Here is a 17,066-nt window from a genome sequence, read left to right as displayed (position 1 = left end):
CCCGCGGAGCGGGTACCATACCGCTGCGCGGTATGCAAGCGAACACCCGCGCTGCGCGCGGGTGTTGCGCTCACGCTCCGCGTGAGCGGAGCGGGGACGCTGCGCATCCCCGCTCAATCCGACTGCTGCGCAGTCGGATTGACGCTCCGTCCGCTGCGCTCCCGGAGCTGCGGGGCCTTCGGCCCCGCCAGGTGGCCTACGCTGCGCTCCAGCCACCCCGTGGTGCTCCGCACCACAACGGCCGGCCCCGCTGGGCCGGAAGATCAACGGGCCTGCGGCCCGAGCAGCAAGGAGAGTGGTGCGGATCGACCGAGAGGGAAGGAGGGGGATCTGCGCGATGCCACCAGTTTGACTAATTCTTGCTTCATTTCGTTACTCCGATAGAATCTGGAATCATGGCACCTCGGTGCTCAGTCGTGTCGCTCCCCCTCTGGGTGGGGTCATGGAGGGAAAGAGGGGGTCCTTACGGATGTGATCCGTAGCCCGATCCATCATGCTTACCTGCATGTTTCAAGCTTCCAAGGCGTTGAAGAGACCTTCTGGCGATCCGGGAGAAGCAGATGCTGGTACAGCAGCGGCCACTATCAAGAATCAGTCTGTTTGGCCCTGGAACCCATAAATAGCCCCTGCAAGATCTTTTGCAGAGGCCGAAGGTGAGCTACCGCGCGCAGGTGATCTTGAAGACCAAGAAGCACAGTTGACGACGTACCAGTCGGAAGAGGAAGGCATGGAGTGCCCGTACCGCGGTACGGGCTGCAGATGTTCCCACGGGGAACATGCCCCACCCGCCGCTTAGCCGGCTTAGCGCGACTAGAGACAAAAGGCTTCTAGCCGTGCTTCCGCGCTCGTATGTGAAGCGACGGCAGATGTCCTTCTGGAGTGTTCCCCTGGGGAACACTCCAGAAGGACGGGGCCTTTTCGTCGCTAAGCTAAGGTCTCGTCATTACCGGATGCTGAAATCTGAGACCAGCGGCAGGATACCGATACCTCCGATACTAAACCCGATGCCGATACCGATTCCGAGTGCGATTCGCTTGCCGATTTCGACTGGCCACTTTGGAGTCTTGTTGATGACTAGGTGCCATTCTCCAAGCCTTACCTCAAAGAAGGGATCCGTATTCTCTTCAAACTTTCCCATCTCTTTTACCGCCCACATTTCTGAGCTAGGCGACTGTTCCCCAAATGATGCTCTATGCATTTCGGAGGGAACGGCAGGGTATAATTCAACACAACGATTTCGTCCTAACTGTTCGGAGTCGAGAGAGGGAGCACACTGTTCACCCCTGGATGCTTGGCGGCTCGGGGGTGGCGGAGAGCTCCCTCTCGTTCATGCTGGCAGACAGCCTACAGCGGCGCTGAACGGAATATCTTCGTCCAGCAGGTCCCCGCCCCCTCTTCGACAAGAAGAGGCTTACCGGCTTTCGCCCTTCTCCTCCCTTAGCCCCCTTCTGTGAGCTGCGAAAACCCGTTTAAAGGCTCAGAGCGTCTGACTACAAAAACTCGTCTATAACGTTTTTATAACGCTCTTTCTGGCTGCTGCTCACCCTGATGCAGTGACGTGTTCTGGATAACGGGCCAGGCCTCTCTGCGCCTAAATGAGTGCTGGTAAAAGGGGCCCGCACTTGGGCAGGCCCGTTATCAAACTTGAGAACCGGGTCCTCATGGTGCCTACGAAAATCCGTAGGTGGCAGGTGTCATGCTCGCCTCATGCGAGAGAAGGCGGCTCGACTCGCTTGGAGGACGCGGCGCCGTCAGAGCACAGCCGTCCACCGGAGCCTTCTGCCATAACAGCCCCAACACGGTGCTGAAACGGGCCCGTTCACGTCTCCCCCTGATGTCCGCCCGGCGAGCACCCAGAGCAACTATACATAGCTGAACTAGCTACACATAGTTAATGGTAGAGTGGACGGAAGTCAGCCTGGAGGGGATCTCATGAAGGTGACCGTGTTCCAGTTCGAGGGCACTCCTGAGGAGCTGGATGCCTCGCAGGTACTGAGGGAGTTGACCAACCACCGTGGTGCCGTTTCGGTAGTCCCCGACGGCGGCCGTGACAGCGGGACTCTGCCGACCCGGATTCCGGGAGTGGCAGACGAGGGACAGGAAACGGTGCGTCAGCTGCTGGTCCGCAGCCCGGCTCCCGGCCTGTTCGTCCGGTTCCTCGATGAGACGACCCGGTGGGACAACGTCGGTGTCTACGGCATCAAGCGCAAGAACGCACTGCCCGACGCTCCCCTGGACTACAGCCGCTACCTGCGCCTGCGCCGGCAGGGATCCCAGTTCGGCGGCTTCGCCTACGTCTACGCGGAGTACAGCACCATCAACCTCCGGCTCAACTGCAGCCAGCAGCAACTCGACGAGCTCGGCATCAAGTCCGCCCGGACCCTCACCACCGGGCATCGGGAGTACCGCGTCAGCGTCGACCTCACCGACGAGACAAGCCTGGCCGACGCCCTTCAGCTGGCCGAGCTCGCCTACAACGCCACCTAACGCAGACAGTCCATAGCCCCAACCAACAGGAAGAGCCGGCGTGGACCTACGACCTCACCAGCAAGAAGCCGTCGACGCGATCCTCCGAGCCCTCGAACTGCCCGCCCGAGCGCTCACGCCCGAGCGAGGGCTACGCACCCAAGTGGTCATGGCGACCGGATCCGGCAAGACCCTCGTCGCCGCCCGCAGCGCCGAAGAGCTCCACACAGGCCGTGTGCTGGTGCTCGTGCCCTCGCTGGACCTGCTCGCCCAGACGGAGGCCGCGTGGCGCGAGGGGGGCCGCCGGGGGCTGATGGTCGGGGTGTCCTCGCTGCGGGGTGAGGAGGTGTCCTTCCCCAACACCACGGACGTGGACGAGCTGGTGGAGTGGACGCGCGGCCTGGACAAGGTCACCGTGTACGCCACGTACGCCAGTCTCGGGCTCGGCACACTGGAACGCGCGCACGCCGCCGGCCTTCCGGGTTGGGACCTGATCGTCGTGGACGAGGCCCACCGGGTTTCTGGCCGGATCGGGAAGCCGTGGGCGGTCGTGCACGACAACCAGAAGATCCCGTCCCTGCGTCGTCTGTACATGACGGCCACGCCCCGGCTGTGGCAGCTCGGGGACGAGGACGAGGCCGGCGCACCGGGCGAGCTGGTCGCGAGCATGGACGACGACCCCGAGGGCCCCTTCGGCAGCAGGGCGTTCACTTTGACGCTCTCGGAGGCCATCGACCGGGGGATCTGTGCCCCGTACCAGGTCGTATGCGTGGACGTCACTGACACGGCGCTCCAGGCCGCGCAGCTCCTGGGCGCGGAAGGCCGCTCGGCAGAGGTGCGGGGGGCACGGCTCGCTGCTCTGCAGACGGCCCTGGTGAAGGCGTCGGCCGAGGAGGGCTTCCGCCGCACGCTGGTCTTCCACCACCAGGTCCGCGAGGCCGAAGCGTTCGCGGCCGGCCTTCCGGATGTCGCCGCGCAGCTGCACGCATCCGACCCCGAGCTGTACCCCAAGACGATCTGGGCGGACTGGCTGTGCGGGGATCACAAGCCGCTGCATCGGCGGCGTCTGCTGGGCGAGTTCGCCGCAGGGATCGCCACGGACGGCACGGTCGTGGAGAAGTGCTTCCTGTGCTCGGTGAAGGTCTTGGGCGAGGGGGTCGACACCAAAAAATGCGACTCCGTGTACTGGGCGGATGTGCGGGGCTCCATGCCGGACCTGGTCCAGGCGGTGGGCCGGGCGCTGCGGATGCAGCCGGGCGAGGGCAAGGTGGCAAGCCTGGTGGTGCCGGTGCTGCTCGGGCCCGGGGAGACGGCGGACAACATGCTCACGTCCCGGGCGTTCGGCGGGCTGGCCAAGCTGTTGGAGGCGCTGCGGGCGCACGACGCGCGGATCGTGGAGAGCCTCGCGGAGCAGCAGGCCCCGAGCCGCTACAAGCCCGTAGCCAAGGACGAGAGCGGGAAGAGCACGGACGAAAGTGGCGAGGGCTCCGGAGGCGTCAGCGCCCCCGCCAAGGCCCTGCTGAAGTTCTCCACGCCCCGCGACCCGGCCGCCCTCGCCGCGTTCATCAGCCTGCGGGTCCTCAACCCGGAGCACGAGCACTGGCGGCGCGGTGTGGAGGCCGCCGTCATCTACGCCCGCGAGCACGGCGACCTGAAGGTGCCGTTCACATTCCGCGTGCCCGGCCGCGACGACCAGGAGGCGGAAGGCGCGGGGTGGCCGGCCTCACTCGCCGGGTTCCCACTGGGGCAGTGGACCGCCGACGCCAGGCGGTTCTACGCCCGCGGCGACATGGACGAGGACCGCATCGCGCAGCTGGAGAAGCTCGGCATGATCTGGTCGCACTTCGACGTCGCGTGGGAGGAGGGCCTGGCCGCCGCGCGCGGGTGGGCCGCCGAACACGGGCACCTCCTGGCCCCTCTGGACGCCACCTACCAGGGGTACCGGGTGGGCATCTTCCTGAAGAACGCGCGGGCCGCCGCCCGGAAGGCTGCCGAGAACGAGCAGCGGCGGGCCGAGGGCCTGCCCGTGGAGTCGTCGGCCGGGGCCCTGTCGGACGAACGGCGCGAGCAGCTGGAGGAGATCGACGCGTCCTGGTGCCCGAGCTGGCCGGTGACGTGGCAGCGGTGCTTCCACCTGGTCCGGATGCACTTGGACGCGGGCGAGGCGCTGCCCACCACGGCGGGCGAAGTCCTGCGCCAGGGCGAGGACCTCGGGCGGTGGGTGAAGTCAGTGCGGCTCGGATGGGACCAGCTCACGACCGTGCAGCAGTGGATGTGCGAGCAAGTCCTCGGGATCACACCCGCGACCGAGGACGAGAAGCCGCCGCCGCGCCGCACGCAGGCCGACAAGTGGGCGATGAACTACGCGGCCGCCAAGCAGTTCTACGAGCGCGAAGGGCACCTTCAGGTACCGAGGAAGCACGTCGAGCGGATCGTCGGCGAGGACCAGGAGGAGCGGGAGCATCGGCTGGGAGCCTGGATCGGCAATCAGCGGAGCAGGGCCGCGACACTGACGCCGGAGCGGATTGAGCAGCTGTCCGCCATCGGCATGCGCTGGACGTAGATATTGGAGGGACGATACTCCCGTGATCAACATTCTGGTGCAAGAACCGTTGCCGCGAGCCGAGTGGCTCCAGGAGGAGTCGTGGCAGGCAATTGTCGACCACTATGGGCGTCTTGCTTCCGCTATCGCGGCAAACGATCGGCCCCTAGTCGTAGGTTCGGCGAAGGAGCTTGTCGAGTGTGTCGCGCGCGTCGTCCTCATCGCGCACGGACGCGTGACAGGCGATAAAGACGAATACGACAAGGTCCTCAGTCTCGCGCACACCGTTGTCGAACACGCCGCTGACCATGGTCTGCCGGCGAACGACCCACTACGACAGATCCCGAACGCCGCGAAGAAGATGGCATCGCAGCTTCGTGAACTGCGCAACCGCTTCGGGACCGGGCACGGCCGTCCTGTTGTACACGAGATCACTGCCGAAGTAGTCGAGGCGTGCGTGCACGGTGCCCTGGTGTGGGTGCGATGGGCGCTAGCACGACTTCAGACCGTGCTCCTGGGCGCTGTTGAACCCCTGGTACATGACCTACGCGGGGGCCTCTTCTCCGGAGGAGACCTGGCCGCTCGACTGGCCGCTGCAAACATCCCCGAACTTGAGGAACCGGAGCAGCGGCGCCTCGGAGTGGCCGTGGGCCAACGATCGGCCCGAGAGACATTCAACGTACGTATCGAGGGCATCCGTGCATGCAAGGACAACCCGGAGCGCTGGCCAGACGCATACCGTCAAGGAGTCGTGGAGGGCCTGTTCCTCAACGAGGATGGCCAGGTAGAAGCGCGTCCCCGCATCAGCCCAGATTGCGCTGCCGATGTACTCCAGCACCACTCAGCGCCTGAACGGGTACTTGCCGACCTGCGAGACGTCCTGAGCGCGGCATCTTGGTCAGTGCTCTTCCAACAGGAGCACCCAGCAGTCATCACCGCCATGCGTGAGCAACTCCCACGCCTACCAGGCTTGGGGCAACAGCCGTGGACCGACATCACCAACGACCTGGAGGCTCGTGCGCCCTTCGGGCCCAGATGACGCTGCAGAGGCCAGCTCATCCCAGAGGAACCCGGCTCCACCAGAACGTCCACCCAGCCCCGCCGGTTCAGAAGGGCGGTTCGTCGGGGTATCCGCCTGTCGACGGGGCGGGTGAAGGCGGGGTTGTGGCCCACGGATCATCCTGCTTTGGCTGCGAGGGACTACTTCCCCAGCCTCCTGTCGATGTAGGTGAAGTACCGCCCCACCCTCCGGATGACCGCGGCGGCGCAACCGCTGACGGGCCGGGGGGCAGCTCGGGCTGCACCTCGTCGATGTCGTCGTAGAGGAGCTGGCGCAGGTGCTGCCGACAGGTGGTCGGATCGCAGCGTTCGGCTATGGCGTCACCGTGACGGAATCCCGTGACACCTTCTCCCGCCAGGCCCGCGTGCGGCACCGCGAAGAACAGAACACCGCCGACCGCCGATGTTCAACCCCCACCGCCCAGCCACGGCCGCACACCGGGCATACCGCCTCCTCCCCACGCTGCATCGCCGTCACCCGCCGACGGGCCTGTTCCAGCACTCGCCACCGCCGTGACCTGCACCTACCCGAACAGAACACTGCTGTCGCCGACTTCGTCGGCGACAGCAACACCCCACACTCCCGGCAATACCTTCGAACCACCCCACCAGACGCCATAACGCCCAGCATCGCGATCGTCGGACCCCGTGACCAGGGATCTCAGACAGACACTCACGGCAGGCGGACACGGGCGACTTCGTCGTGCTCCAGAACGCGGCAGCCACCTCGGTGGTTGCCTTCGTCCGCGACGGACTCTTCGTCGTCTGCGAAGGTCAAACCGTCGATCTCGCCCCTACCCTGCTGCCCGCGAGGCAGGCGCCACGTGCCCTTGCATGGGCGGTCCCACTCGCAGTGCACGTATCCTTCCGTCTTCGTCTGGTGCCCGTCGATGAACCGGTAGGTGTTCTTCGCGGCGAACCACAACGGCAGCGCGGAAGCACACAGGCACACGACCAACACCACCCGTTGCCACGCGTCTCTCTCTTGAGTTCCTGCCAGAAGCTCTCGGCGAGGGCGTTGTCCAGGCTTGAGCCGACCTGGCCCATGCTCCTGCGGATCCCGAAGTTCGCGCAGGCCTGTGCGAACGCGGCCGAAGTGGCCCGCGCACCGTGGCCCGCGTGGAAATCATCCCGTCCACGCCGCCGCCGGGCGTCGTCACAGCCATCTTCAAGGCGCCGAGCACCAGGTAGGGCCTCATGTGGGTGGCCATCGATCATGGCTGACTTGGAGAGTCAGGACGGCGACATCGCTCAGTATCAGAGCCAGTCTTAGTCTCCTTCACATCCGACGTCATGGCAGGAATGTCAGCCTACATGGCATCCCTGCCACTTTCGTCTGGCGCCTGGCCTTGGAAGGCTCGAACCGTGAATCACGCCGATAGCTAGGGCCTCCAATGACCACGAACCTCCCCGTCACTGGCACGGCAGTACTTTCGTCGCGGTCCGGACAGATTTTGCGCACCCTCGCGCGCGATGAGGAGGAAGCACGGGAGATGTCGACACCCAACGACCCTGTTGAGGTCGAGGCGTTGAAACCGGAAGAGATCGAGCGCATGCGGGACGAGGCGCTCGCCGCCTTCGCCGCCGCGGACTCCCTCGACGCGCTCCACGAGGCGAAGGTCGCCCACACCGGCCCCGCCTCCCCGCTGGCCCTCGCCAACCGCGAGATCGGCGCCCTGCCCCCGCACGCCAAGGCCGAGGCCGGCAAGCGCGTCGGCATGGCCCGCGGCGCCGTGAACAAGGCCCTCGCCGCCCGCCAGGAGGAGCTGGAGGCCGAGCGGGACGCACGCGTGCTGGTCGAGGAGGCGGTGGACGTCACGCTGCCCTACGACCGCGTGCCGGCCGGCGCCCGCCACCCGCTCACCACCCTGTCGGAGCGCATCGAGGACGTCTTCGTGGCCATGGGCTACGAGGTCGCCGAGGGTCCGCAGGTCGAGGCCGAGTGGTTCAACTTCGACGCCCTCAACATCGGCCCGGACCACCCGGCGCGCGGTGAGGCCGACACGTTCTTCGTGCAGGGCCCGGACGGCGGCACCGAGTCGGGTGTCGTGCTGCGCACCCACACCTCGCCCGTGCAGATCCGCTCGCTGCTCGGCCGTGAGCTGCCGGTGTACGTGATCTGCCCCGGCCGGGTGTACCGCACCGACGAGCTGGACGCCACGCACACCCCGGTCTTCCACCAGGTCGAGCTGCTCGCCGTGGACGAGGGGCTGACCATGGCCGACCTCAAGGGCACGCTGGACCACATGGTCCAGTCGCTGTTCGGCGAGGGCATGAAGACCCGGCTGCGGCCGAACTTCTTCCCCTTCACCGAGCCGTCCGCCGAGATGGACATGCTCTGCTACGTGTGCAAGGGCGAGTCCGTCGGCAACCCCGACCGGCCCTGCCGTACCTGCTCCAGCGAGGGCTGGATCGAGCTCGGCGGCTGCGGCATGGTCAACCCGCGGGTGCTCACCGCCTGCGGCGTCGACCCGGAGAAGTACAGCGGGTTCGCCTTCGGGTTCGGCATCGAGCGGATGCTGATGTTCCGCCACAACGTCGAGGACATGCGAGACATGGTCGAGGGTGACGTCCGGTTCACCCGGCCGTTCGGGATGGAGATCTGATGCGGGTCCCGCTTTCTTGGCTGCGGGAGTACGTCGACCTGCCGGCGACGGAGACCGGGCGCGACGTCCAGGCCAAGCTCATTTCGGCCGGTCTGGAGGTCGAGACCGTCGAGCAGCTCGGCGCCGACCTCAAGGGCCCCCTGGTCGTCGGCCAGGTGCTGACCATCGAGGAGCTGGAGGGCTTCAAGAAGCCGATCCGCTTCTGCACCGTCGACGTCGGCCAGGCCAACGGCACCGGTGAGCCCCAGGAGACCGTCTGCGGCGCCCGCAACTTCCAGGTCGGCGACAAGGTCGTCGTGGTCCTCCCCGGCGCCACGCTGCCCGGCGGCTTCTCCATCGCCGCCCGCAAGACGTACGGCAGGACGTCCCACGGCATGATCTGCTCCGGCGACGAACTGGGCATGGGCGACGACGGCAGCCACGGCATCATCGTGCTGCCGCCGGAGACCGAGGTCGGCAGGGACGCCATCGAGCTGCTGGAGCTGGTCGACGAGGTCCTGGACATCGCCGTCACCGCGAACCGCGGCGACTGCCTGTCCATCCGCGGTGTCGCCCGCGAGACCGCCATCGCCTACGGACTGCCGCTGCGCGACCCCGCCCTGATCGACGTCCCGGCGCCGAACGCCTACGGCTATCCGGTCCAGGTCTCCGACCCGTTCGGCTGCGACCGGTTCACCGCGCGCACGGTCACCGGTCTGAGCCCCGAGGCGCGCTCCCCGATCTGGCTGAAGCGCCGGCTGCAGAAGGTCGGCATGCGCCCGATCTCGCTCGCCGTCGACGTCACGAACTACGTGATGATGGAGCTGGGCCAGCCGCTGCACGCCTACGACCGCACCCTGGTCCAGGGCACGATCGGCGTGCGCCGGGCCGAGGAGGGCGAGAAGCTCGTCACCCTCGACGGCGTCGAGCGCACGCTGCACTCCGAGGACCTGGTCATCACCGACGACCGCGGCCCGATCGGCCTCGCCGGCGTGATGGGCGGTGCCAACACGGAGATCGCCGACCACGAGATCACCGAGGACGGGGTGAACGGCACGACCGACGTGGTCATCGAGGCCGCCCACTTCGACGCCGTCTCGATCGCCCGCACCGTGCGTCGTCATAAGCTGTCCACCGAGGGCTCCAAGCGCTGGGAGCGCGGCGTCGACCCGCAGGCCGCCGCCGCTGCCGCGCAGCGCACGGTCGACCTGCTGGTCCTCCTCGCGGGCGGTACGGCGGAGGCCGGCGTCACCGAGGCCGCCGCCCACGCCGCGCCGTCCGCGCCGCGCACGGTTACGATGCGCGCCGACCATGCCGACCGGGTCGCCGGTGTCGACTACTGCCGTGAGACGGTCGTACGACGGCTCCAGGACGTCGGCTGCGATGTCTACGGGCAGGACGAGTTGGTCGTCACCGTCCCGTCGTGGCGCCCCGACCTGGCGGCCCCGAACGACCTGGCCGAAGAGGTCATCCGGCTCGAGGGGTACGAGAACCTCCCGGCCACCCTGCCCCAGCCCCCGTCCGGCCGCGGCCTGACCTACCGTCAGCGGCTGCACCGTCGGGTCGGCCGGGCGCTGGCCGGCGTCGGCTACGTCGAGGCGCTCAACTACCCGTTTGTCGGCGAGGCAGTGTTTGACCAGCTCGGCCTGGAGGTCGACGACCCGCGTCGCACCGTCGTCCGGCTGGCGAACCCGCTGTCCGACCAGGAGCCCGCGCTTCGCACCACGCTGCTGCCGGGTCTGCTCGCCGCACTGCGCCGCAACGTAGGCCGCGGCTCGAGCGACTTGGCCCTCTTCGAGACGGGCCTGGTATTCCGGCCGACCAGTGAGAAGACGGTCGCTGACGTGCTGCCCGTCGACCGCCGCCCCACGAACGAGGAGATCGCCGCCCTGAACGGGGCGCTGCCGCGCCAGCCCCGCCGCGCCGCCACGGTGCTCGCGGGTGCGCGCGAGCAGGCCGGCTGGTGGGGAGCGGGCCGCCCCGCCAACTGGGCCGACGCGATCGAGTCCGCCCGCACGGTCGCCGACGAGGCCGGTGTGGACCTCGCCGTTCGTGCCGACCGGCACGCACCGTGGCATCCGGGTCGTTGTGCCGCGTTGTACGTCACCCTGAACGGCGAGGAGACACTTGTCGGCCACGCCGGTGAACTGCATCCGCGGGTCATCAAGGCGCTCGGACTGCCCGAGCGCACCTGCGCGATGGAGATCGAGCTGCACCTGCTGGAAGGGGCCGGACGGTATGCCATCGAGGCGCCGCGGATCTCCACGTTCCCGCTCGCCGCGCAGGACGTTGCCCTGATCGTCTCCTCCGACGTCCCTGCCGCGGAGGTCGAGAAGGCGCTGCGCGAGGGCGCGGGAGGGCTATTGGAGTCCATCCGGCTGTTCGACGTCTTCACCGGCGAGCAAATCAGGGTCGGCAAGAAGTCGCTGGCGTACGCACTACGGTTCCGCGCCAGCGACCACACGCTGACCGTCGAGGAGGCCTCGGCCGCCCGCGACTGCGCGGTTGCGCTCGCCACCAAGCGTACTGGGGCGGTCCTGCGCGGCGCTTGAGCGCCCCTCGCACAGGCTGGGGGCGTGGGCGACGCGCCCTCGGAGCGTGAGCTCCCCGTCGTCGCTGTCGCCCTCGATGACGTGCATCACGATGGCGGGCTGGGCACAGACTGCCATGCCTGACTGATGGTCACTCGGACCGGATTGCCAATTGCTGAGAAACTTCTGCGGTTCTACGTTCTGTGACACATAGCCGCAGGTCAGCGAACTGCAACAAGGAAGCCGAAGAGTTACTCATCAATAGGCTCAAAGAACTAGACATCGACGGCGAGTGATCCGCTTGGCCCCCTGCCACGACTTGATCCCCCTGCACCCGCACCAGCTATGCGATCGCCACATGCTCCGCACCCCGACTTCTGCCTGAGGGAAGACAACTGCCCCCGACTTCCGGCAGGAGCACCTGGGGGTCCTGATCGACGGCTGCCTCCGAAGCGCCATGAGGTGCAGAGACGCACTGGTAAATTCCCCCGCTCAAATCCTTCCCCCGATCCCCTCCTCCCCATATTTGTCTAAATAGGAGCAATCGGGGTGTCGGAACAACTCCCACAACTCATCCGGCACCAGCCGCTCAACTATCCCCACCACGACCCCCAGCCTACCGAGGCAACCAATTGAGATGACGTCTTAACCCCGCACACGCCCCCTGGCGACGCGGCATCGAAGCCGCCACCCTCTACCACCGGCTTCACGGCGACCTGCGCGTCCCCTTCACCTACCGTGTTCCCGCCGTGAGCGGATCACGGGAGGCGGAGGACGAGGCGTGGCCGGCCTCGCTCGCCGCGTTCCCACTTGGTCAATGGATCGCAGACGCCAGAAGGTTCTACGCCCGCGGGGACATGGACGCCGACCGCGCCCGGCAGCTGGAGAGGTTCGGCATGATCTGGAGCCACTTCGACGTCGCCTGGGAAGAAGGCCTGGCCGCCGCCCGAGGGTGGGCAGCCGAGGCGGGCCACCTCCTGGCCCCACTCGACGCCACCTACCAGGGCTACCGCGTGGGCATCTGGCTGAAGAACGCACGTGCCGCCGCACGGCGGGCGCAGGAGAACGAACAGCGGCGCGCCGCGGGCCTGCCCGTGGAGCCGACGAAGGGCTGGGTGCTGTCACAGGAGCGGCGCGAGCAACTGGACGACATCGACCCATCGTGGTGCCCGGCCTGGCCCGTGGAATGGCAGCGCGCCTTCCATCTGGTCCGGCGGCACTTGGAGGTCGGGGGCACCTTGCCCCCGTCGCCGGGTGAGGTGGTGCACCAGGGCGAGGACCTCGGATCGGCGCTTCGCCGCGACCACGTGAACTGCCAGCAGCAGGCCCAGAGTGTCCGTGACGATGAACCGCTTGCGGCCCTTCACCTTCTTGCCCGCGTCGAAGCCCCGGCTGTCGGCAGGGACCGTATCGGCCGTGCGCACGGACTGCGAGTCGATCAGCCCGGCGCTCGGCTCCGCGTTACGGCCGTCAGCCTCACGGGCCCGGCCACGCAACGTGTCGTGGACCCGCTCGACGGTGCCGTCGTCATGCCACCAGGTGAAGTACCAGTACACAGTCGGCCAGGGCGGGAAGTCCTTCGGCAGCTGGCGCCAAGCGCACCCGGTCCGTACTACATAGAAGATCGCGTCCACGATCCGCCGACGTGGGTGCTTCTCCCGCCGTCCGCCCTTCGGCCCGACCCTCGCCGCCGGCAGTAATGGCTCGACCAGAGCCCACTGCTCATCCGTCAGATCCGACGGATACCCGTCCCCAGAGCCACTCACCCAAGGCCCAACCACCCCTCCCGCCCCGGGACACGACAGATCTCAAACACGGTCTGATGAGTAACTAATACTCATTGACTCCGGCTATAGGCTTGTTAAAATACCTGAATTGTCTAGATGCTTCTTTCACGGCATTATGCCATGAAAGCAGGGACCTGAGAGAGGTTTGTGCACAGTGGAGAGTTTGACGAACCCCTGGTTCCTGGTGCATGGCGATCCCGAGCAGGTCCTGCGGCTGGCGGATAACGCAAAAGAGGCAGACGAGAGGCTCTCGGCAGCGGTGTACCGCGCATCGGCGCACCGGCATGACCACAAAGCCGGTCCGGCCGTGCGCCGACAACTGCTCGCACTTGACGCGGCACGCTACGGAGCCCCCGAATTGGCAGCTCTGCTCGACGCGGTGCCTGTGCACAACGCAGCACTTTCGGATTGGAAGGTGCACTGGGCCACGGGATCGAAGGTCGATGCACGGCTCCTGTTCACCCTGACCGGCCATGAGAGCGATGTGCACTGCGTGGCGTCCACCGTCGTGAACGCAAGACCCATTGCCCTGACTGGCAGTAGGGACTTCACAGTGCGCGTGTGGGATCTAGTCACGCGCCAACAGATTGGCATGCTTCCGATTTACGCCCCTTTTCCTTGCAGCTGGCCGATTTCGCTGGCAACCGCAGTGGTTGAGGGACGTCCGGTTGCTCTCACCTGCTGTGACGGCTATAAGGTGGTTTTGTGGGACTTGATGTCTCACGAGCAGATCGGTTTTATGGGCAGCCACAAGGTGGGGCACGAAGAGGGCCGAATCCACAAGGTGGCAACTATGATGCTCGATGATGTTCCGGTCGCGCTCACTTCTGGTGTAGACAAAAAAGTCCGCCTGTGGGATCTCAGGTCGCGTGAACAGCTCGGTAAACCACTCAACGTCGGCAAGGCGATTCGCACCCCCCAAGACGATCCCACGGACTTGGTGTTGACTATGGCAACCACAATGCTGGATCGGAAGCCCATCGTCATAACAGGCGGCGTTTCATCAAACGTGCGGGTGTGGGACTTGAAAACTCGCAAGAAGCGGAACGATCTACTCGAGGGTCACACGGATGTGGTCTACGGTGCCGCCACCGCAGTGGTGGACGGAAGGCCGGTCACAATCACTGCTGGCGCGGACGAGACGGTGCGGATTTGGGACCTAGCTTCCCGTCAGCAAGTCGGCGAACCACTCACCGGCCACACAAACAGAATAGAGTCGGTGGCCTCGGCAGTGGTAGGTGGCAAGCCCGTCGCCGTCACTGCCAGCGCGGACGAGACGGTGCGGATTTGGGACCTAGCTTCCCGTCAGCAAGTCGGCGAACCACTCACCGGCCACACGATGGAGATTCGTTCAGTCGCGACGGCGGTGGTGGACGGAAGATCCGTTGCCATCACTGGAAGCGATGACAAAACCGCACGGGTATGGGATCTCACCGCCCGAGAACCGGTTGGCGCTCCATCAAGCAGTTACGCAAACTACATACCCTCAGTGGCAACTGCAGTAGTCAATGGAACACCAGCCCTTCTCACCTGCTGTATTAACTTTGCAGTCGTCACCCGAGATTTGGCTACGCAACAGCCCCTTCGTGAGCCGCTTGCCGGCCCCTCGAGGTACGCATGGTCAATCGCGACTACGGTCATCGAAGAGACGCCAGTCGCTGTAACGGGCGATGTTGACGGGGCAGTGCGAATGTGGGATCTAGCTACCTTCGGTCAGGTCGGCGGGCGGATGCTTGGGCACAGCGGCGAAGTGTGGTCAGTGGCGACCACAGTGGTCAATGGATGGCCCGCCGCCGTCACCTGCGGCGAAGACGCGACGGTGCGGCTGTGGAATCTAAAGACTGCTAAGCAAGTTGGTGAGCCTATGCACGGCCACGGAAGTGCGGTCAATTCGGTAGACATAGCGACTGTCGGAACGAGCCTGCTCGCTGTTACCGGTAGCAATGACGAAACAGTTCGAGTATGGGATCTCGCAACGCGTGGGCCAGCCGGTGAAGTTATGCGTGGCCATACTGGCGCTGTGACCTCAGTGGGTACAAGCATGACGGGAGCCAGGCCAGTCGCGGTCACAGGCAGCAGAGACGCTACCGTGCGGATTTGGGATTTGATCACTCGAGAGCAGATAGGAGAACCACTGCGTGGCCACACCGACTGGATTACGTCTCTGACAGTCAGGGTAATAAACGGAAATCCCATCGCTGTCAGCGGTAGCGCCGACAGGACTGTAAGGATTTGGGACTTGGCTACTGGACGGCAGCTCGGACCAGAACTGACATTTCCCGCTTCGGTCTCCGCTGTGACAATGAGTTCCGACGGTCGAATAGTTGTCAGCTTTGGCGGCGACATCGCAGTACTAATCCTTCGATAGCCATAGCTGACGTAATACGCCAGGAGGGCCAGAAGGGCTGAATATTCTCGTTCCAGATCCAGCCCTCCACTGAGCGTTCCCGGTACTATAGCCGGTGTTGTCACGGTGAGTGGTCTCGTTGGCGGCGGCTGATGCGGGCTTGTGTGAGGGGCCTCGCGTTTCCCGGACAGGGATCTGACTGTCTGGTCGCAGCGGGCACCATGTTTGACGTCCTTCACCTATCGCCGTGCTAATACTCCAGCAGCGGTTCGTGTCCTGAGCTGCGTTTTCGGTAATGACAGCGGCGGGCGACGGCCTGGCGGCGTCTTCTCCAGGCCGACCACTTCAGCGCGTGGGTGACGGGATCGCGGTCGGCTCGCGGGTGGGGCAGGAGAGCGTCCAGGAGCCTCCGTATCTCTGCCACGGTGAGCGGGACGGAGGCTGATCCGTTTCTGCAGCCCCCTTTGCGGCATCGCCGCCGGCCTGGGGTTGTGCTGCGATTGAGGTCAGGACGGCATGGGCAAGCATGGCCAGGGTGATGTGCCGGTACCAGCCGACATATCGGCGGACCTCGTACTCGTCCAGGCCGCATTCGTTCTTGGCGGCTTGGAAGCATTCCTCGATCGCCCAGCGGCTTCCGGCGATGTGGACCAGGTCGGCGATTTCGACACCCACGGGTGCGTAAGGGAGGTAATAGGCCAGGTCAGCGGGGTCGGACAGGCTGCGGCGGGCCATCACCCAGCGGTGGTGGGTTGGCGGGTCGGGGTCGAAGACGATGTTGGCGGGTAGCTTGGCCGCGGCCCGGTCGTAGACCCGTGGACCCTTGGCCCCGTCACCGCAGGACAGCCGCTGCCAGGCATCACCGGGTGCTTCGTCGATGAGCTGGTCGATGCGCCAGATGCCGGCCAGGGACTTGATCTGCTGCGACTTGGGCAGCGCGACCACATAGCCGATGTCGAGTTGCTCAAGCAGGCGGCGGAAGTTCCAGTCCTGCCCATAGGCCTCGTCTGCGGTGATCCACTTGGCGGGCAGGCCGGCGGCCAGGCAGCGGCGGACGATGTCCCGGGCCAGCTCTCCCTTGGTCGCGAAGCCGCGTTCGTCGCCGGATCTTCGCCGCCCGGCATCGGTCACGGTCGGACGTCCAGGATTTGGGCAGGTAGAGCTCCCGGTCCACCAGAGCGCGGCCCAAGCTGGTGGCGTAGGCGGCGAACACCCCGATCTGACAGTTGTCGATCTTCCCTGAGGTGCCGGTGTACTGCCGGCCCACCCCGGCTGAGGTGGTGCCCTTCTTGATGAACCCGGTGTCGTCGATGATCAGCACTCCGTCCGGCCCGAGCTGTTCGGCGACATAGGCACGGACGTCGTCACGCAGGGCGTCTGCGTCCCAGACACTGCTGTTCAGCAGCCGCTGGAAGCCGTCGGGAGTCCGGTGACCTGCCCATTCCGCGAGCTGCCAGCCGTTCTTGCGTGTCGCCCGGCCCAGCAGACCGCGGACGTAGTCCCGCATCCGCCACCGCAGATCCGCCCGGGAAAACCGGCCCGCCACCCGGGCGAACACCGACTCCAACTCGCCCGCCCAGTCAGTGACTTCAGTCATCCCTTCCATACCAGGACAACGACAACCACCAGCTCAGGACACGAACCGCTGCTGGAGTACTAGTACTCCAGCAGCGGTTCGCTATCTGGCCTGGTCAGAGGCATCGTCGGGAGTGTAGTGGGCTGATGGCATGTCAGGGGCGGTCTTGCCGG

The 17,066-nt window shown here is 65.9% G+C and carries 6 protein-coding genes and 3 pseudogenes; 7 read left to right on the top strand and 2 right to left on the bottom strand.

The window, feature by feature from the left end:
* The first annotated feature begins 1,932 nt into the window (after positions 1-1,932).
* The 6 genes and pseudogenes from ACZ7DE_RS40665 to ACZ7DE_RS40640 all read left to right on the top strand — a co-directional run.
* Positions 1,933-2,487, top strand: a complete 555-nt coding sequence (locus ACZ7DE_RS40665) for a hypothetical protein (RefSeq protein ID WP_470769546.1) — start codon at positions 1,933-1,935, stop codon at positions 2,485-2,487.
* A 40-nt stretch (positions 2,488-2,527) separates the two neighbouring features.
* Complete coding sequence (locus tag ACZ7DE_RS40660) at positions 2,528-5,029, top strand: helicase associated domain-containing protein (protein ID WP_470769544.1); 2,502 nt, start codon at positions 2,528-2,530, stop codon at positions 5,027-5,029.
* Positions 5,030-5,051: 22 nt separating this feature from the next.
* Entirely contained in the window at positions 5,052-6,047 is a 996-nt protein-coding gene (locus ACZ7DE_RS40655; protein ID WP_470769542.1) for an abortive infection family protein, read from the top strand.
* Between the two features lie 1,513 nt (positions 6,048-7,560).
* Entirely contained in the window at positions 7,561-8,673 is a 1,113-nt protein-coding gene (gene pheS, locus ACZ7DE_RS40650) for a phenylalanine--tRNA ligase subunit alpha (protein WP_470769540.1), read from the top strand.
* Entirely contained in the window at positions 8,673-11,204 is a 2,532-nt protein-coding gene (pheT, locus tag ACZ7DE_RS40645; protein ID WP_470769538.1) for a phenylalanine--tRNA ligase subunit beta, read from the top strand. Before pheS ends, pheT begins: the two co-directional genes overlap by 1 nt.
* 647 nt (positions 11,205-11,851) lie before the next feature.
* Positions 11,852-12,280 (top strand): annotated as a pseudogene (locus tag ACZ7DE_RS40640) (helicase associated domain-containing protein); the annotation flags it as partial.
* A gap of 198 nt (positions 12,281-12,478) precedes the next feature.
* Here ACZ7DE_RS40640 and ACZ7DE_RS40635 read toward each other — a convergent pair.
* A pseudogene (locus ACZ7DE_RS40635) lies at positions 12,479-12,988 on the bottom strand (IS5 family transposase); the annotation flags it as partial.
* A 145-nt stretch (positions 12,989-13,133) separates the two neighbouring features.
* Here ACZ7DE_RS40635 and ACZ7DE_RS40630 point away from each other — a divergent pair.
* Entirely contained in the window at positions 13,134-15,338 is a 2,205-nt protein-coding gene (locus ACZ7DE_RS40630) for a WD40 repeat domain-containing protein (protein ID WP_470769536.1), read from the top strand.
* A gap of 324 nt (positions 15,339-15,662) precedes the next feature.
* Here ACZ7DE_RS40630 and ACZ7DE_RS40625 read toward each other — a convergent pair.
* A pseudogene (locus ACZ7DE_RS40625) lies at positions 15,663-16,923 on the bottom strand (IS701 family transposase).
* Between the last annotated feature and the right edge of the window lie 143 nt (positions 16,924-17,066).

The organism is Streptomyces sp. NPDC037083, assembly GCF_055606485.1.
Note: the sequence above shows the minus strand (reverse complement) of the source record. Positions and strands in the feature narration are given on the sequence as shown.